Source organism: Geodermatophilus sp. URMC 61 (genome assembly GCF_052931555.1).
Window position 1 is genome coordinate 4,763,429 of record NZ_JBRFHZ010000002.1, and the last position, 16,782, is coordinate 4,780,210.

Consider the following 16,782-nt stretch of genomic DNA (forward strand, 5'->3'; position numbering starts at 1 on the left):
CCGGACGGGTCAGGCCCCTCCCGTGGACGACGACCGCCGACGGCCGGGCTGCCCCAAGCGGATGGTGTTCGGGCCGTGCGGCGGTGTCCGGGACGACGGCCGCTGCGAGGTGGCCGAGCACCGCTGCGTCTTCCTCGACGAGCCCGCCCCCGCCTGGGACGCGCCGGCGGCGCCCCCGGTCGCGCCCCCGCCGGGCAGCCTGCTCGACCGCGCCCGCACCGGGCCGGTCGTGCTCACCGACCTCACCGTGGCGCCGTTCGACCCGGCCTCGGTGCGCCGGGTGGTGGGCGTGCTGGCCCCGGTGTCCGACGGACTGCTGGTCGGCGAGCACGCCAACCGGCCCGACTTCCCACCCACGCTGTTCGCCGCCGAGGTCCGGGACGCCGGCGGCCGGCCGTGGACGACGCTGGCCTGCCGCGACCGCAACCGCGTCGTCCTCGAGCAGGAGCTGGCGGGCCTGGCCGCGGTGGGCGTCGACGGCGTGCTGTGCGTGACCGGCGACGCCCGCGGCCCCGGCGTCCGGCCCGGCGTCACCCAGGTGTTCGACCTCGACGGCACCCGGCTGGCGGCGCTCGCCGCGGCGGCGGGGCTGCCGGTCGCCGTCCCCGAGTCGCCCACGGCCCCGCCGGTCGACCGCCGGCCGGCCCGGGTCGCGGACAAGCAGCGGGCCGGGGCGCAGGTGTGCGTGCTCAACCACGTCCGCACCCCGGCCGAGGTGGCGGCCTTCGTCACCGCCGCGCGGCGCGCCGGGGCGACGCTGCCGTTCGTCGCCGCGGTCGCCGTCTACACCGACGAGCGCTCGGCGCGGGTGCTGCAGCGCTTCCCCGGCCTGCACGTGGACGACGCGACGGTCGAGGAGGTGCTGGCCGCGCCCGACCCGCGGTCGGCCGGCATCGCGGCCGCCGTGGCCGAGGCCCGCGCGCTGCTGGGCGTCCCCGGGGTCGTGGGGGTCAACCTGTCCGGTCTGGCCTCGGGGGGCGGGGAGGACGACGGCGCCCGGGTCAAGGCCGAGGTCGCCGCCGCGATCGGGGAGGCAGCATGAGTGAGCTGGAGAGCGAGGCGATGGAGGCCGAGTTCGGCACCGTCGCGGGGTGGACCGAGGAGGCGGTGCGGGCGCTGGGCCCCGAGCACGCCGTCCCGGCCGGGTGCCGGGGGAGCGGCAGCGAGGGGGCGCTGCGCTGGCTGGCCGACCGGCTGCAGCTGACGGCCGGCAGCCGGCTGCTCGACGACGGCGCCGGCGTCGGCGGGCCGGCCGGGTGGCTGGCGGCCGACCGCGGTGTGCGCGCCGTCTGCGCCGAGCCGATGCACGAGGCGGCGCGCGCCGCGCACCGGCTGTTCGGGCTGCCGTCGGTGACCGCGCTGGCACAAGCGCTGCCGTTCGCCGACGCCGCGTTCGACGCCGCCTGGTGCCTCGGCGTCCTCTGCACCACCTCCGACAAGGACGGTGCGCTGGCCGAGCTGCGGCGGGTGCTGGTGGACGGCGGCCGGCTCGGGCTGCTGGTCTTCGTGGCCGACCACCCGTTGCCCCCGCCCCTGCCCGAGGGCAACGACTTCCCGACCGAGGAGGAGCTGCGGGAGCTGCTCGACGCGGCGGGGTTCCGACTGGGGGAGACGGCGACCGCGGACCTCGGGGACAGCCCGCCGGGGTGGAGCGAGCGCGCCGACGCGGTCGACGCCGAGGTCTCCCGGCGGCACGGGCAGGACCCGCGCTGGCAGCAGGCGCAGGAGCAGTCGGGCCGGGTCGGCCGGCTGCTCGCCGACGGGGCGCTGCGGCCGTGGCTCGGGGTCGCGACCGCCGGCTGACGCGTGCTCAGGACGCGCGTCCGCGCAGGTCCTCGTCATCGGTGTGCAGGGTCGCCAGCGCCGTGGCGGCGACCTCGGCGTCGTCCAGGTGGACCGCGTCGCGCGGGTCGGTGGTGTCCAGCATCCGCGTCTCGTGGCCGCGGCCCACCACCAGGACGACGTCGGCCGGCCCGGCGGCGCCCACCGCGGCGGTGATCGCCGCCCGCCGGTCGGGCACCTCGCGCACCCGCGCCGACGAGCCGAGCAGGCCGACGCGCAGCTCGGCCCGGATCGCCGCCGGGTCCTCGCCGTGGCTGCCCTCGTCGGTCAGCCACACGCAGTCGGCGGCCCAGGCGGACTCGCCCAGCCCCTGCCGCTTGTACCGGTCGCGCCGGCCGCGGGCGCCGAGCACCAGGTGCACCCGGCCGCCGCGGCCGGTGAGGTCGCGTGCGGTGTCGAGGGCAGCGGCCAGCGCGCACGGGGTGTGCGCGTAGTCGACGACGACGAGCGGCCGGCCCGACCCACCCAGGACGGTGTTGCGTCCCCGGGGCGGGACCACCGCGGCCAGCCCGGCGGCGATCCGGTCCGGCGCCACGCCGAGCACCCGGCCGGTGGCCCAGGCCGCGGCCAGGTTGGTCACGTGCACCCGCCCGACCAGCGGGCTGTGCACCCGGTGCCCACCGGTGTCGTCGGCCATCAGCACCTCGGTGCCACCGCTCCCGGTCCGCCAGCCGAGCACCCGCACGTCGGCGTCCCCGCCGGACCCCACCCGGGTCACCGGCACCGCGGCCTGGTCGGCCAGCCGCCGTCCCCACGGGTCGTCGGTGACGACGACGCCCGCGGCGGTCCGGCCGGCCTCGAACAGCCGCGCCTTGCTGGCCCAGTACTGCTCGACGGTGCCGTGGTGGTCGAGGTGGTCCTCCTCGAAGCCGGTGAAGACCGAGACCTCGAAGGTCAGCCCGTCCATGCGGCCCATGTCCAGCGCGATGGAGGAGGTCTCGACGACCGCCCGCCGAGCCCCGGCGTCGACCATCCAGCGCAGCAACCCGTGCAGCTCGGGCGCCTCCGGCGTGGTCAGCGCCGTGTCCCGCGAGAGACCGGCGACCTGCGCGCCGAGGGTGCCGACGACGCCGGTGCGGTCCCCGCCGACCTCGAGGACGCCGCGCACGAGCGCGCTGGTCGTCGTCTTGCCGTTGCTGCCGGTCACCCCGACCAGCCGCAGCGCCCGCGCCGGGTCACCGGCCAGCAGCGCGCCGAGCGGGCCGAGCTGGGCACGCACCGACGGCACGCAGAGCGCGGGCAGGTCGGTGTCGACGGGCCGGTCGACCAGCAGCGCGGCGGCACCGCGGGCCGCGGCGGCGGGAGCGTGCCGGTGCCCGTCACCGGTGGCCCCGCGGACGCAGGCGAACAGCGCACCGGGGACGACGAGCCGCGAGTCGGTCACCAGGCCGCGCACGGTCAGGTCGTCGGCGCCGCGGGACCGCGTCACCGGCCCGCCGGGGACCGTCCGGGCGCGGTACTCGACCTCTGACCAGGGGATCCACGGGTGACGCACCGGCCCGACGGTAGGTGCGGCCCAGTGACCACGCAGATCGACGGTGTAGGCACTCCACCGACCCGGCGCGCCGCTGACCACGCGGAACGGGGTCGGCACACGCCGGAACCGGGTCGGTCGCGCTGCGTCGTGCAGCTCGGGGCCGGGAGTTCGCCTGCCAGGGCGACCCCGAGGCGTTCGTGCGAGCGGTCGCCCGTGCTGCAGGACCACGGTGAGCCGGCCCCCGCACGCCTGACCCACGGGGCCCCGCCCGCCGGCGGAGGTCGCCCGTCCGACCCGGAGCGGCCGCGCGGATACTGGCGGGTGATGAGCGCGCCCCTCAACCTGGTCAACCTCGAGCGGGTGCACAAGGCACACGGCACCACCGTCCTGCTCGACGACGTCTCGCTGGGCATCGCGTCCGGCGAGCGGATCGGCGTGGTCGGGCGCAACGGCAGCGGCAAGTCCACGCTGCTCGGCGTCCTCACCGGGCGCGAGGAGCCCGACTCCGGCCGGGTGACCCGCCGCAGCGACCTCGCCGTCGGCGTCCTCGAGCAGTCCGGCACGCTGCCGCCCGGCGCGACCGTGCGCGACGTCGTCCTGCCCGAGAGCCTCTTCGCCGCCGAGCACGAGTGGGCCGCCGACCCGGCCGTGCGCAGCGTGCTCACCGGCCTCGAGCTCGACCGGCTCGGCCTGGACTCCCCGGTCGCGCCGATGTCCGGTGGGGAGCGCCGGCGGGTGGCGCTGGCCGCGCAGCTGGTCCGCCCGCTGGACCTGCTGGTGCTCGACGAGCCGACCAACCACCTCGACGTCGAGGGCGTGGCCTGGCTGGCCGGCTACGTCAAGGACCGGGTCGGGGCGCTGGTGGTGGTCACCCACGACCGGTGGTTCCTCGACGAGGTCTGCAGCCAGACCTGGGAGGTCGCGGACGGTCGGGTGCACGCCTACGAGGGCGGCTACGCGGCCTACACCCTCGCCCGGGCCGAGCGGGCCCGGATCGCGGCGGTCACCGAGGAACGCCGGCTCAACCTGGTCCGCAAGGAGCTGGCCTGGCTGCGCCGCGGGCCGCCCGCGCGCACCAGCAAGCCGCGGTTCCGGATCGAGGCCGCCCAGGCGCTGATCGAGGACGAGCCGCCGCCGCGCGACTCGATGGCGCTGAAGGGCTTCGCCAGCCGGCGGCTCGGCAAGACCGTCTACGACGTGGAGGACGTCGACCACACCGTCCCGGGGGACCCGGTGACGGGCACCGGACCGCGCACCCTGTTCCGCGACCTCACCTGGCACGTCGGCCCCGGTGACCGGATCGGCGTCGTGGGCGTCAACGGGGCGGGCAAGACGACGCTGCTGCGGCTGCTGGTCGGGGAGACCGAGCCCGACCGCGGCCGGGTGGTGCGCGGCCAGACGGTCGCCCCGGCGTACCTGTCCCAGCACGTCACCGAGCTGCCCGGCCCGCTGCGGGTGCTCGAGGCGGTGCAGGAGATCGCCCGGATCGCCCGGATCGGGAACCAGGAGATCTCCGCGTCGTCGCTGGCCGAGCGGTTCGGCTTCCCGGCGTCCCGGCAGTGGACGCCGGTCGGTGACCTCTCCGGTGGCGAGCGGCGCCGGCTGCAGCTGCTGCGGCTGCTCATGGGTGAGCCGAACGTGCTGCTGCTCGACGAGCCGACCAACGACCTCGACATCGACACGCTCACCGCGCTGGAGGACCTGCTCGACGGCTTCCCCGGCACCGTGCTGGTGGTCAGCCACGACCGGTACTTCGTCGACCGGGTCTGCGACTCGGTGGTCGCGCTCATGGGCGACGGCTCGCTCGCCGCGCTGCCCGGCGGGGTCGAGGAGTACCTGCAGCGGAGGGCGGCGGGGGAGGCGGCGCTGCCCTCGGCCGCCGCGGCCGCGCCCACGCCGGCCGCCGCCGCGACCCCGGCCCGCTCGGCCGGGGAGGTGCGGGCCGCCCGCAAGGAGGCCGCGCGATTGGAGCGGCGGCTGGAGAAGCTCACGGCGGAGGAGGAGCGGTTGCACGGCGAGCTCGCGGCGGCGGCGACCGACCACGCGCGGGTGCTGGAGCTCGACGAGCGGCTGCGCGCCGTCCTCGCCGAGAAGGAGCAGGTCGAGACCGACTGGCTGGAGGCCGCCGAGGTCGCGGAGAGCTAGCCCGGATCGTCGTCCCGCGGTGGCAGGGTGACCGTGCTGCCGGCCGGCGGCACCGCGGGACACGACGGAACGAGGCAGCATGCAGGACGTGGAGGTCCGCCGGCACGTGGCGGCACCGGTCGAGCGGGTGTGGGCACTGGCCACCGACCTCGAGGGCTCGCCGCGGGTCGTCCGCGGCATCGAGTCGGTCGAGGTCCTCACCCCTGGGCCCTTCGGTGTCGGCACGCGCTGGCGGGAGACGCGGAGGATGTTCGGCCGGACGGCCACCGAGGAGATGACCGTGACCGCGGTCGAGCCGCACCGGTCCTACGCGGTCGAGGCGGCGGGCCCGGGCGTCCGGTACGTGTCGGGGTTCGCGTTCGCGCCCTCAGCCGACGGCGGGACGGACGTCACGGCGACCTTCGGCGGCCGGCCGACCACCACGGTGGCGCGGGTCCTGGGGGCGCTCACCGCGCCCCTCGGCCGACGCGCCATCGCGAGGGCGTTGCAGCAGGACGTGGACGACATCGCGGCGGCGGCCGAGCGGGGCTGACGCACCTCCGGCTGCGGGCGCCACGGCACCCGCAGCCGGCGACGCTCGTGCTCTGCCCACGGTGGTGGGCAGAGCACGAGCGTCGGGGAGAGGAACCGTCCCCCGGGTCACACGGGGACGGCGGACCCGGCGCGGTGGCGGTGGACCATCCGCAGCCCCACCACGACCGCCGGGACGGCCCCGACGGCGGCGAACGCCGCGTGGGGCAGCGGCGCGAACGGCAGCGTCGCGGAGGCGACGAGCGCGGCGACCAGCCACCGGCCGATCACGCCGGCCCACGCCAGCCCGGCGTAGCCGACCAGCGGCCCGAGCAGCCCCAGCAGCGTGAGCACGCCGACCACGGCCACCCCCGGGTTGGCCGAGACGGTCTCGAAGAGGGAGACGGCCGTGGCGGGGTCTCGACGTGCGCATGCCCGGCGTGGACGGGCTCGAGGCGGCCCGCCGGATCGTCGCCGCACAGCTGCCCACGAGGGTCGTCGTCCTGGCCACCTTCGACGAGGACGAGTACGTCGCCGCCGTGCTGCGGGCCGGGGTCAGCGGCTTCCTGCTCAAGGTCGCCCCGCCGGAGGACCTCGTCGCCGCCGTGCGCACGGTCGCCGCCGGCCAGGGGCTGCTCGACCCGGCCGTCACGCTGCGGGTCATCGAGTCCTTCGCCGCCGCGCCCGCGCCGGACCCGCAGCACGCCGACGCGCTGGCCCAGCTGACCGGACGGGAGACCGACGTGCTCGCCCTGGTGGCGGCGGGGCTCTCCAACGCGGAGATCGCCGCCCGGCTGTTCCTGGGCGAGGCCACGGTCAAGACGCACGTGAGCCGGGTACTGCTCAAGCTGGGGCTCCGGGACCGGGTCCAGGCGGTGGCCTTCGCCTACGAGAGCGGCCTCGTGCGGCCCGGCAGGTAAGCTGGGGTCACCGCCGGCCGTCGACGACCGACGTTCCTGGTGTCCCCGAGCCGCCCAACGACTCCCGGAGACACGTGCTCGTACTGCTGCTCCTCCACCTCATCGCCGGCGTGCTGGCGCCCGTCCTCGTGCGGTGGTGGGGGCGGCAGGCCTTCCTCGCCCTGGCGCTCGTGCCCGCCGCCGGCTTCGGCTGGGTGCTGTCCCGGCTGGGCCCCGTACTCGCCGGGGAGGAGCTGCGGGAGACGGTGCCGTGGATCCCCGCCCTGGACCTGGACGTCGCCCTGCGGCTGGACGCCCTGGCGCTGACCTTCGCGGCGCTGGTCACCGGCATCGGGGCGCTGGTGCTCGTCTACTGCGCCCGCTACTTCGCCCCGGACGAGGAGGGCACCGGCCGCTTCGCCGGCTGCCTGACCGCCTTCGCCGGCTCCATGCTCGGCCTCGTCCTCGCCGACGACCTCTTCCTCCTCTACGTGTTCTGGGAGCTCACCACCGTCTTCTCCTTCCTCCTCATCGGGGGGTCGGGACGGCGGCTGGCCGCGCGGCGCGCCGCGTCCCAGGCGCTGATCCTGACCACCGCCGGCGGGCTGGCCATGCTGGTCGGGCTGATCCTCATCGGGCAGGCCAGCGGCTCGTTCCTGCTCTCGGAGGTCGTCGCCGGCCCCGGCAGTGGCCCCGCCATGGTCACCGGGACGGCGCTGGTGCTCGTCGGGGCGGTCACCAAGTCGGCGATGGTCCCCTTCCACTTCTGGCTCCCGGCCGCGATGGAGGCGCCGACGCCGGTCAGCGCCTACCTGCACGCCGCGGCGATGGTGAAGGCCGGCATCTACCTCGTCGCCCGGCTGGCGCCCGGCTTCGCCGACGTCCCGGGGTGGCGGCCGGTCGTGCTCGGGCTCGGCCTCGCCACGATGCTCCTCGGCGGGTACCGCGCGCTGCGGCAGAACGACCTCAAGCTCCTCCTGGCCTTCGGCACGGTCAGCCAGCTGGGGTTCCTCCTGGTGCTGGTCGGTGGGGGCAGCCGCGAGCTGGCCGCCGCGGGGCTGGCGATGACCGTCGCGCACGCGCTGTTCAAGTCCACGCTGTTCCTGACCGTCGGGGTCGTCGACCACGCGACCGGCACCCGAGACCTCCGCAAGCTGTCGGGGCTGGGCCGGCGGCTGCCCGTGCTCGCCGGCGTCGGGCTGCTCGCCGGGGCGTCCATGGCCGGCGTGCCACCGATGTTCGGCTTCGTCGGCAAGGAGGCGGCCTTCACCGCGCTGTGGGAGGGCGGGCTGCCCTCGCGGGCCGCCGCCGTCTTCGAGCTGACCGGCCTGGTCCTCGGCTCGGTCCTCACCGCCGCCTACACCCTCCGCTTCCTGTGGGGTGCCTTCGCCCGCAAGCCCGGCGTCCCCGAGACCGCCGTCGAGCACGCGCCCGGCGCGCTGTTCCTCGCCGCGCCCGCCGTCCTGGCGCTCACCGGGCTGGTCGCCGGGCCGGCCAGCCCGCTGCTCGCGCCGCTGGTCACGGAGTACGCCGACACGCTGCCGCTGCTGGCCCCCGAGTACGAGAAGCTGGCGCTGTGGCACGGCCTGCAGCCGGCGCTCGCGCTCTCCGCGGTCACCCTGCTCGGCGGGGCCGCGCTGTTCGCCGCCCGCAAGCCGGTCCACCGCCTGCAGCGCCGGGTGGCGGTCGGGGCCTCGGCCGACGAGGGCTACTGGAACGTCGTCCAGGCGGTGGACCGGCTCTCGGTGCTGGTCACCGGCACCACCCAGCGCGGCTCCCTGCCGGCCTACCTCGGCACCATCCTGGTGGCAGTGCTCGCCCTCCCCGGGACGCTGCTGCTCACCCGCGCCCCGTGGCCGGGCGAGTGGCGGGCCTGGGACACCCCGGTGCAGGCGGTGGTCGGCGTCGTCGTGGTGACCGCCGCCGCGCTGACCCTGCGGATCCACCAGCGGCTCTCGGCCGTGCTGGTCGTCGGCGTCACCGGCTACGGCATCGCCGTCCTCTTCGCGCTGCAGGGCGCCCCCGACCTCGCGCTCACCCAGTTCCTCGTCGAGACGCTCACCCTCGTCGTGTTCGTGCTGGTGCTGCGCAAACTGCCCAAGGACATCACCGAGCGGCACCGGCCGCGCGAGCGCGCCGTCCGCGGCGTGATCGCCGTCGCCGTGGGCGCGTTCATGGCCACCGTGGGCGCGGTGGCGCTGTCGGCCCGCACCGCGACGCCGGTGTCGGAGGCCTGGCCCGGGCCGGCCTACGACTTCGGCGGCGGCAAGAACATCGTGAACGTGACGCTCGTCGACATCCGTGCCTGGGACACCCTCGGCGAGATCTCGCTGCTGGTCGTCGCCGCCACCGGCGTGGCCAGCCTGGTCTTCCTGCGGCGGCGCACCGGCGGGGTGGACCGCGTCGACCGCGCCCAGCTGACGCAGCGGCGCGAGCGTCCCCGCCGGGCGCCGCGGGACCGCTGGCTCGCCGCGACCGCGACGCTCGACCCGGCGCGGCGCTCGGTCGTGCTCGAGGTGGTCACCCGGATCCTCTTCCACACGATCGTGGTCTTCTCGCTGTACCTGCTGTTCTCCGGGCACAACGAGCCCGGCGGCGGGTTCGCCGGCGGCCTGGTCGCCGGACTGGCCCTGGTGCTGCGCTACCTGGCCGGCGGGCGCTACGAGCTGGGCGAGGCCGCGCCGGTCGCGCCGGGCCTGCTGCTCGGCGGCGGGCTCCTCTTCGCCGGCGGCACCGGTGTGGCCGGGCTGCTGCTGGGTGCCGGGGTGCTGCAGACGGCGATCCTGCAGACGACGCTGCCGGTGTTCGGGGACGTCAAGCTCGTGACCTCGCTCTTCTTCGACGTCGGCGTCTACCTGATCGTCGTCGGCCTGGTCCTCGACGTGCTGCGGAGCCTGGGCGCGGAGCTCGACCGCCAGGAGGACCAGGAGGACCCGGTCGAACTCGCCCCCGGGGAGGTGGTGCTGCGATGACCCCCACGATCGTGCTCCCGCTGATGATCGGCGGCCTCTACGCGGCGGGGGTGTACCTCCTGCTCGACCGCAGCCTCACCCGCGTGCTGCTGGGTTTCCTGCTGCTCGGCAACGCCACCAACGTGCTGGTGCTGTCCGCCGGCGGGCCCGCGGGGCTGGCGCCGATCCTCGGCTACTCCGAGCCGGCGGAGATGAACGACCCGCTGCCGCAGGCGCTGATCCTCACCGCGATCGTGATCACCTTCGGTGTCGCGGCGTTCCTGCTGGCGATGATCCACCGCTCCTGGCGGCTGGCCCACAACGAGGCGGTCGGCACCGACGAGGAGGACCGTCGGGTCGCCGCCCGGAGGGCGCTCGACGCCGACGAGCTCGACCCGGACGAGCTGGCCCCCGACGACCGCGCCGCCGGCCACGCCGACAGCCTCCCGGGGGACCTCGAGGAGCTGGCCGACGACGTCGACCTGCCCGCGGGGAGTGGCAGCCGGTGATCGACGTCCTCGCCCCGCTGCCGGTGCTGCTGCCGTTGCTGGGGGCGGCCGGCGCGCTGCTGGTCTCCGGGCACCCGGCGTTCCAGCGCACCCTCAGCACGGCGGTGCTCAGCGCGGTGCTCGCCGTCTCGGTGGTGCTGCTCCTGATGGCGGACGCCGACGGTGCGACCTCGATCTCCGTCGGCGGCTGGCCGGTACCGCTGGGCATCGTGCTGGTGGTCGACCGGCTGTCGGCGCTGATGCTGGTGGTCGCCTCGACCGTGGCGCTCGGCGTCCTCGTGTTCGCCGTCGGCCAGGGCGCGGCCGACGGGTCGGACGAGACGCCGCTGTCGATCTTCCACCCGACGTTCCTGGTGCTGGTGGCGGGCGTGGGCAACGCCTTCCTCGCCGGCGACCTGTTCAACCTCTACGTCGGCTTCGAGATCCTGCTGATGGCCTCGTACGTGCTGCTCACCCTCGGCGGGACGGCGGCGCGCATCCGCGGCGGCATCACCTACATCGTGGTCAGCCTGACCAGCTCGCTGGTCTTCCTCGCCGCGATCGGGCTGGTCTACGCCGCGACCGGCACGGTCAACATGGCGCAGCTGGCGGTGCGGCTGGGTGAGCTCCCCGAGGGCACCCAGGTGCTGCTGCAGTCGATGCTGCTCATCGCGTTCGGCATCAAGGCCGCCGTCTTCCCGCTCTCGGCGTGGCTCCCCGACAGCTACCCGACCGCCCCCGCCCCGGTCACCGCGGTCTTCGCCGGCCTGCTCACCAAGGTCGGCGTCTACGCGATCATCCGCACCCAGACGCTGCTGTTCCCCGGCGGCGCGCTCGACGACCTGCTGCTGTGGGCGGCGCTGGCCACGATGCTGGTGGGCATCCTCGGCGCGGTCGCCCAGAGCGACCTGCGCCGGATGCTGTCGTTCACCCTGGTCAGCCACATCGGGTACATGGCCTTCGGCATCGCCCTGGGGACGGCGGCCGGTCTGGCCGGCGCGGTCTTCTACGTGGCCCACCACATCGCCATCCAGACCACGCTGTTCCTGGTGGCGGGGCTGGTCGAGCGCCAGGGCGGCACCACCTCGGTCGACCGGCTCGGCGGGCTGGCCCGGCGTTCGCCGCTGCTGGCCGTGCTGTTCTTCGTGCCGGCGATGAACCTGGCCGGGATCCCGCCGCTGTCGGGGTTCATCGGCAAGCTCGGCCTGCTGCAGGCCGGGGTCGCCGACGGCAGCACCGGGGCGTTGACGCTGGTCGCCGGCGGGGTGGTCACCAGCCTGCTCACCCTGCTCGCGGTCGCCCGGGTCTGGACCCGCGCGTTCTGGCGGTCCCCGAGCCAGTCGCCGGCCGAGGAGACCCCCGCGGCCGCCGCCGCCGACGCCGTCCAGCGCCACCGGCCGGCGTCCGGCGACGGTGCCGGGCCCTCGGACGGGGCGGCGTCCCCCGACGGTCCGGCGCGGACCGCGCTGCAGGAGGCGTGGCGACGGCACACGGCGGTGGCGACGGCGGCCGAGCCGGGCCTCGCGCCCGCCGCGGGCGCGGTCCGGGCGCTGCGCCCGCTGCCGCGGACGATGGTGGGCGCCACCGCGGCGCTGGTCGCGCTCACCGTGGCCCTCACCGGGCTGGCCGGACCGCTCTACGGCCTGGCCGACCGGGCGTCCACGGACCTGCTCGAGCGCACGCCGTACATCTCGTCGGTGTTCGGGGAGGGGCAGGTGCCGTGAGCGTCGAACCCGCGGCCACCCGGCTGCGCCACCAGGGCCCGCTGATCGTGTGGCTGGTGCTGGTATGGATGCTGCTGTGGGGCACCTGGTCCTGGGCGAACCTGCTCTCCGGCCTGCTCGTCGCGCTGGTCGTGCTGACGCTGCTGCCGTTGCCGCACGTGGTCGGTGGCACCCGCGTGCGGCCGCTGCCGGTGCTGACCTTCCTCGGCCACTTCGTCGTCGACCTGTCCGTGTCCGGCGCGCAGGTGGCCTGGGAGGCCCTGCGTCCAGGGGGCTTGCGCAGCACGGCGATCGTGCGGGTGCAGCTGCGCGCCGACTCCGACCTGCTGCTGACGATGGTCGCCGAGGCGACCTCGCTCGTGCCCGGCTCCCTGGTGCTCGACCTGGACCGGGAGCAGCGGGTGATGACCCTGCACCTGCTGCCCGTGCGCGACCTCGAGGACGTGGAGCGGAAGAGGGCGCACGTCCTGGTGGTGGAGCGGCGTCTGGTGCAGGCGTTCGGCTCGGCCGCGGACGTCGCGGCCCTCGACGGGCAGCAGCGGGACGAGGTGGCGACGCCGTGACGATCGTGCAGTTCGCGCTGTACGCGATGATCGGCGGGGGAGCGCTCCTGGCCCTCGTCCGGCTCGCGCGCGGTCCCTCGCTGCTGGACCGGGTGGTCGCCACCGACACGCTCCTGGTGATCATCGCTGCCGGCCTGGCGGTGCACGCGGCGCTGGCGCAGGACCCGACGGTGGTGCCGGTGCTGGTCGTCGTGGCACTGCTGGCCTTCGTCGGCTCGGTGTCGGTGGCCCGTTACGTCGGGGGGATGTTGCTGCGCTCGGGCACCGGCGACGGTCGGGACCTCGGTCTGCCGGTCGCCGCCGAGGACCGGGAGGCCTCGTCGTGACGGCCCTGACCGACGTCGTGGCCTTCGGCTGCCTGCTCGCCGGCGCCGCGCTGTGTCTCACCGCCGGGCTGGGCCTGGTGCGCTTCCCCGACGTGCTGTCCCGGATGCACGCCGGCACCAAGCCCCAGGTGCTCGGCGTGCTGCTGGTCATGATCGGCGCGGCCATCCGGCTCGACGGCTGGGCCAACGTCTGGATGCTGCTGCTCGTCGCGGCCTTCCAGCTGCTCACCGCGCCGGTGAGCGCCCACCTGATCAGCCGGGTCGCCTACCGCCGTCGGCACGTGCGCCGCGACCTGCTGCTGGTCGACGAGTACGGTGGGCCCGGCCACCAGGACCAGCGGTACCGCGGTGACGAGCCCGGCGACGCCCCGCCCGAGGGCTACCCGGCCCCGTGACGGACGGGGCCCTCCTCAGCCCAGCTGGGCGAGCCAGAAGGGCAGCCCCTGGTCGTCCCGGCACTCCGCCGTCCGGCCGTAGGTCTGGTCGGTGATCTCGCCGGCCTGCCCGCCCGCCGTCCGGACCGCGGCCACGGCGACCTCGATGTCGTCGACCGCGTACACCGGCACGGTGCCGACCTCGCCGTCCCCGCCGCCGATGCCGACCATCGGCACGGCGCCGTCCACCTGCCAGCCGTCGGGGACCCGCCCCGGCACCGACGTCCAGCCGAGCACCGACTCGTAGAAGTCGCGGGCGCGGGCCCCGTCGGGTACCCGCAGCGTCAGGTACACCGCGTCACCGGGGCGCACCGGCGGGCGCGGCTCCGGGTCGGCCGACGCCGGGGTCTGCAGCATCCAACGGTGGCCGAAGGGGTCGACGACGACGCCGGTGCGCCCACCCGGCCCGTCGGACGGCGGCCGCTCCACGGTGGCGCCGGCCGCGGCGGCCCGGTCGACCGCCGCGTCGGCGTCGGGCACCGCGAGGTGCAGCGTCACGCTGACCCGGCCGGGGTCGGGCGCGGCCAGCCCGAGCTCGGGGTACTCGTCGGCGAGGTAGAGCCTGGTCCCGCCCAGGTCGAGCTCGGCGTGCCCGATGCGGTCGTCGTCCATGACGTAGGGCTCGCCGACGACGTGGGCGCCCAGCGCCTCGGCGTACCAGGCCGACGCCGACCGGGCGTCCCGCACGGTGAGGTAGGGCGTGAGCTGCGGCATCGCAGGGCCTCCAGCGGAGGGGGTCCTGCTGCTACCGCTGCGCCCGGTTCACCGCCGAGACGACCGCGCGCAGCGACGCCGTGACGATGTTCGGGTCGATGCCCACGCCCCACAGCACGCGGTCGCCGACGGCGCACTCGACGTAGGCGGCGGCGCGGGCGTCGCCGCCGGCGGACATGGCGTGCTCGGCGTAGTCGAGCACCCGGACGTCGACGTCCACCGACCGCAGCGCGTCGACGAACGCCGCGATCGGGCCGTTGCCCCGACCCTCGATCGTCATGGGGACGCCGTCGGCGACGAGCTCGACCACCATCTCGTCGAGCTGGTCGCCGTGGGCCCGGTGCCGGTGACCGGTCAGGGAGAAGCGGCCCCACGGGGCGTCGGCGTCGGGCAGGTACTCGTTCGAGAACGCCGCCCACATCTGCTGGGCGGTCACCTCGCCGCCCTCGTCGTCGGTGTGCCGCTGGACGACCGCGCTGAACTCGATCTGCAGCCGGCGCGGCAGGTCCAGCTGGTTCTCGGTCTTCATGATGTAGGCGACGCCGCCCTTGCCGGACTGGCTGTTCACCCGGATGACGGCCTCGTAGGTGCGGCCGACGTCCTTGGGGTCGATGGGCAGGTACGGCACCGCCCACGGCATCTCCGGGACCGGCTTGCCGGCGGCCTGCGCGTCGGCCTCGAGCGCCTTGAGGCCCTTGTTGATCGCGTCCTGGTGGGAGCCGGAGAAGGCGGTGTAGACCAGGTCGCCGCCGTAGGGGTGCCGCTCGTGCACACCGAGCTGGTTGCAGTACTCGACGGTGCGGCGGATCTCGTCGATGTCGGAGAAGTCGATCTGCGGGTCGATGCCCTGGCTGAACAGGTTCAGCCCCAGCGTGACCAGGCAGACGTTGCCGGTGCGCTCACCGTTGCCGAACAGGCAGCCCTCGATGCGGTCGGCGCCGGCGCGGTAGCCCAGCTCGGCGGCGGCGACGGCGGTGCCGCGGTCGTTGTGCGGGTGCAGCGACAGGACGACGGCGTCGCGCCGGCCCAGGTTGCGGTGCATCCACTCGATCTGGTCGGCGTAGACGGTCGGCTCGGCCATCTCGACCGTCGCCGGCAGGTTGATGATCGTCGGCCGGTCGGGGGTGGGGTCCCACACGTCGGTGACCGCGTTGCAGACCTCGACGGCGAAGTCGAGCTCGGTGCCGGTGAAGGACTCGGGGGAGTACTCGTAGAAGATCTCCGTGCCGGTCATCTGCTCGGCCAGCTTGCGCACCAGCTGCGCACCGTGGACGGCGATGTCGACGATCCCGGCGCGGTCGGAGTTGAACACCACCCGCCGCTGCAGCGTGGAGGTGGAGTTGTACAGGTGGACGATCGCCTGCCTCGCGCCGCGCAGGGACTCGAAGGTGCGCTCGATCAGCTCGTCGCGGGCCTGGGTCAGCACCTGGATGGTGACGTCGTCGGGTACCAGGTCGTCCTCGATGAGCTGGCGGACGAAGTCGAAGTCGGTCTGGCTGGCTGCCGGGAAGCCGACCTCGATCTCCTTGTAGCCCATCCGGACCAGCAGCTCGAACATCCGCCGCTTGCGGTCGGGTGTCATCGGGTCGATCAGCGCCTGGTTGCCGTCGCGCAGGTCGACGGCGCACCAGCGCGGCGCCTGGGTGGTGACCTTCTCCGGCCACGTGCGGTCGGGCAGCACGATCGGCGTGAAGGGGGCGTATCGGGAGATCGGCATCCCCGACGGCTGCTGGGGGTGCCGGACGTGCGGGTGGTTCTTGCTCAGGTTCCTGCTCACGGGTTCTCGCTCCTCTGGGCGCGGGCTGGACGCAGCTCCGGTGGGGGCGGTCAGCGAACGGCGCCGGGGACGCACTCGGTCACGGCAGAGTCTCCGCGGCGAGGGGGCCGACCTAGGAGAGGGCCTCGCCGCGGCGGGTAAGCAGGAGGCTGCCGCGCACAGGGCCACGGTAGCAGCGACTCAGCCGAGGTCACAGCGACAGGGGCAGGCCGGTGCGTGCTTCGGCGGCCCCGAGCCGTCGTCGACCTCGTCGCACTCGGACGGACACGTGCAGGTCAGGCCCTCGTCGGCCGGCCATCCGACGGTCGCGCGTCGGCGCTCGCGTTCCTCGGCGGCACGCCGACGCGCCGCCTCCTGCCGCCGGGCGCGCCGCTCGGCCGGCGAGTCCCCCGGGACGGGGACGTCGTGGTCCTCCGGCGTCCCGGCCCGAGTCCGCCGGCGGTCCCGCGCGGCCCGGTCGAGACCGAAGGTGAACCACGCTGCTGCCGGTCCGGGCGGTGCGCCCACCGGTCGGCGACCTGGTCGGTGGGCTGGGTGTCCAGGTGGGCGGGCAACCGGCGCTGGGTCGCATCCCGGGCGCCGCCGGGGTCCATGCCGGTGACCTCGCGACCCTCCGCATCGAGCAGGACGAGCCGGAGACCGGCGACCTCCGCCAGGAGCGCCAGCCGGGTGACGCCGAGGTCTCGGTTGCCGGCCTCGGCGGCCGCGATCGTGGTCTTGGAGAGGCCTGTCCGTGCGGCGAGCTCCCGCTGCGACATGTCGGCCGTCCGGCGGATGCGGCGGACGAGCCCGGAGAGGTCGAGGGACACGCCGCCCAGCCTGGACGAGCACCGAGGACCCCCGGGGTGCGAGCACCCATCTGTGGACAGTCAGCCCCTGCCCACGGTGCGGGGCAGCGTCCGAGGAGGCGGGAGGACTGGTGCGCCGGGCCT

The 16,782-nt window shown here is 75.5% G+C and carries 16 protein-coding genes; 11 read left to right on the plus strand and 5 right to left on the minus strand.

Annotated elements, in window-relative coordinates; genetic code table 11:
* The first annotated feature begins 22 nt into the window (after nucleotides 1-22).
* Both ACU610_RS22205 and ACU610_RS22210 read left to right on the plus strand, forming a co-directional pair.
* Nucleotides 23-1,042 (plus strand): methylenetetrahydrofolate reductase C-terminal domain-containing protein, encoded by a 1,020-nt coding sequence (locus tag ACU610_RS22205; RefSeq protein ID WP_446769858.1) that lies wholly within the window; start codon nucleotides 23-25, stop codon nucleotides 1,040-1,042.
* Entirely contained in the window at nucleotides 1,039-1,803 is a 765-nt protein-coding gene (locus ACU610_RS22210; protein ID WP_446769859.1) for a class I SAM-dependent methyltransferase, read from the plus strand. The genes ACU610_RS22205 and ACU610_RS22210 overlap by 4 nt, the downstream gene beginning before the upstream one ends.
* A 7-nt stretch (nucleotides 1,804-1,810) precedes the next feature.
* Here the strand turns inward: ACU610_RS22210 and ACU610_RS22215 are convergent, their stop codons facing one another.
* Nucleotides 1,811-3,337 (minus strand): Mur ligase family protein, encoded by a 1,527-nt coding sequence (locus tag ACU610_RS22215; RefSeq protein WP_446769860.1) that lies wholly within the window; start codon nucleotides 3,335-3,337, stop codon nucleotides 1,811-1,813.
* A gap of 306 nt (nucleotides 3,338-3,643) precedes the next feature.
* Here ACU610_RS22215 and ACU610_RS22220 point away from each other — a divergent pair, with 306 nt between their 5' ends.
* Together ACU610_RS22220 and ACU610_RS22225 are read left to right on the plus strand one after the other, a co-directional pair.
* Nucleotides 3,644-5,464: an ABC-F family ATP-binding cassette domain-containing protein gene (locus ACU610_RS22220; protein WP_446769861.1), complete on the plus strand. Its 1,821-nt coding sequence runs from the start codon at nucleotides 3,644-3,646 to the stop codon at nucleotides 5,462-5,464.
* A gap of 79 nt (nucleotides 5,465-5,543) precedes the next feature.
* Nucleotides 5,544-5,996 carry an SRPBCC family protein gene (locus ACU610_RS22225; protein WP_446769862.1) on the plus strand — a complete coding sequence of 151 codons (453 nt, stop codon included), beginning with the start codon at nucleotides 5,544-5,546 and terminating at the stop codon, nucleotides 5,994-5,996.
* Between the two features lie 107 nt (nucleotides 5,997-6,103).
* Here the strand turns inward: ACU610_RS22225 and ACU610_RS22230 are convergent, their stop codons facing one another.
* Nucleotides 6,104-6,328, minus strand: coding sequence for a hypothetical protein (locus ACU610_RS22230; protein ID WP_446769863.1), 225 nt, complete (start codon nucleotides 6,326-6,328; stop codon nucleotides 6,104-6,106).
* Nucleotides 6,329-6,405: 77 nt separating this feature from the next.
* On the opposite strand from ACU610_RS22230, the gene ACU610_RS22235 reads away from it, so the two are divergent.
* From ACU610_RS22235 to mnhG, 7 genes are all read left to right on the plus strand, one after another.
* Complete coding sequence (locus ACU610_RS22235) at nucleotides 6,406-6,894, plus strand: LuxR C-terminal-related transcriptional regulator (RefSeq protein ID WP_446770743.1); 489 nt, start codon at nucleotides 6,406-6,408, stop codon at nucleotides 6,892-6,894.
* A gap of 74 nt (nucleotides 6,895-6,968) precedes the next feature.
* Nucleotides 6,969-9,845 carry a Na+/H+ antiporter subunit A gene (locus ACU610_RS22240; protein WP_446769864.1) on the plus strand — a complete coding sequence of 959 codons (2,877 nt, stop codon included), beginning with the start codon at nucleotides 6,969-6,971 and terminating at the stop codon, nucleotides 9,843-9,845.
* On the plus strand, nucleotides 9,842-10,333 hold the full coding sequence (locus ACU610_RS22245) for a Na(+)/H(+) antiporter subunit C (protein WP_446769865.1): 492 nt from the start codon (nucleotides 9,842-9,844) through the stop codon (nucleotides 10,331-10,333). Before ACU610_RS22240 ends, ACU610_RS22245 begins: the two co-directional genes overlap by 4 nt.
* Nucleotides 10,330-12,036, plus strand: coding sequence for a Na+/H+ antiporter subunit D (locus tag ACU610_RS22250; protein WP_446769866.1), 1,707 nt, complete (start codon nucleotides 10,330-10,332; stop codon nucleotides 12,034-12,036). The genes ACU610_RS22245 and ACU610_RS22250 overlap by 4 nt, the downstream gene beginning before the upstream one ends.
* Nucleotides 12,033-12,599 carry a Na+/H+ antiporter subunit E gene (locus ACU610_RS22255; RefSeq protein WP_446769867.1) on the plus strand — a complete coding sequence of 189 codons (567 nt, stop codon included), beginning with the start codon at nucleotides 12,033-12,035 and terminating at the stop codon, nucleotides 12,597-12,599. The genes ACU610_RS22250 and ACU610_RS22255 overlap by 4 nt, the downstream gene beginning before the upstream one ends.
* Complete coding sequence (locus ACU610_RS22260) at nucleotides 12,596-12,925, plus strand: monovalent cation/H+ antiporter complex subunit F (protein ID WP_446769868.1); 330 nt, start codon at nucleotides 12,596-12,598, stop codon at nucleotides 12,923-12,925. Before ACU610_RS22255 ends, ACU610_RS22260 begins: the two co-directional genes overlap by 4 nt.
* Nucleotides 12,922-13,320, plus strand: a complete 399-nt coding sequence (gene mnhG, locus ACU610_RS22265) for a monovalent cation/H(+) antiporter subunit G (protein WP_446769869.1) — start codon at nucleotides 12,922-12,924, stop codon at nucleotides 13,318-13,320. The genes ACU610_RS22260 and mnhG overlap by 4 nt, the downstream gene beginning before the upstream one ends.
* A 15-nt stretch (nucleotides 13,321-13,335) precedes the next feature.
* Here mnhG and ACU610_RS22270 read toward each other — a convergent pair whose 3' ends face one another.
* From ACU610_RS22270 to ACU610_RS22280, 3 genes are all read right to left on the minus strand, one after another.
* Nucleotides 13,336-14,073 carry a VOC family protein gene (locus ACU610_RS22270; RefSeq protein ID WP_446769870.1) on the minus strand — a complete coding sequence of 246 codons (738 nt, stop codon included), beginning with the start codon at nucleotides 14,071-14,073 and terminating at the stop codon, nucleotides 13,336-13,338.
* Nucleotides 14,074-14,104: 31 nt separating this feature from the next.
* Entirely contained in the window at nucleotides 14,105-15,850 is a 1,746-nt protein-coding gene (gene leuA / locus ACU610_RS22275; RefSeq protein WP_446769871.1) for a 2-isopropylmalate synthase, read from the minus strand.
* Between the two features lie 275 nt (nucleotides 15,851-16,125).
* Nucleotides 16,126-16,659 (minus strand): helix-turn-helix transcriptional regulator, encoded by a 534-nt coding sequence (locus ACU610_RS22280; protein ID WP_446769872.1) that lies wholly within the window; start codon nucleotides 16,657-16,659, stop codon nucleotides 16,126-16,128.
* Between the last annotated feature and the right edge of the window lie 123 nt (nucleotides 16,660-16,782).

Bases quoted from the DNA above. Each gene is read 5' to 3' on its own strand.
- ACU610_RS22210 (WP_446769859.1), top strand. From the start codon at position 1,039: ATGAGTGAGCTGGAGAGCGAGGCGATGGAGGCCGAGTTCGGCACCGTC.
- ACU610_RS22220 (WP_446769861.1), top strand. From the start codon at position 3,644: ATGAGCGCGCCCCTCAACCTGGTCAACCTCGAGCGGGTGCACAAGGCA.
- ACU610_RS22225 (WP_446769862.1), top strand. From the start codon at position 5,544: ATGCAGGACGTGGAGGTCCGCCGGCACGTGGCGGCACCGGTCGAGCGG.
- ACU610_RS22235 (WP_446770743.1), top strand. From the start codon at position 6,406: ATGCCCGGCGTGGACGGGCTCGAGGCGGCCCGCCGGATCGTCGCCGCA.
- ACU610_RS22245 (WP_446769865.1), top strand. From the start codon at position 9,842: ATGACCCCCACGATCGTGCTCCCGCTGATGATCGGCGGCCTCTACGCG.
- ACU610_RS22270 (WP_446769870.1), bottom strand. From the start codon at position 14,073: ATGCCGCAGCTCACGCCCTACCTCACCGTGCGGGACGCCCGGTCGGCG.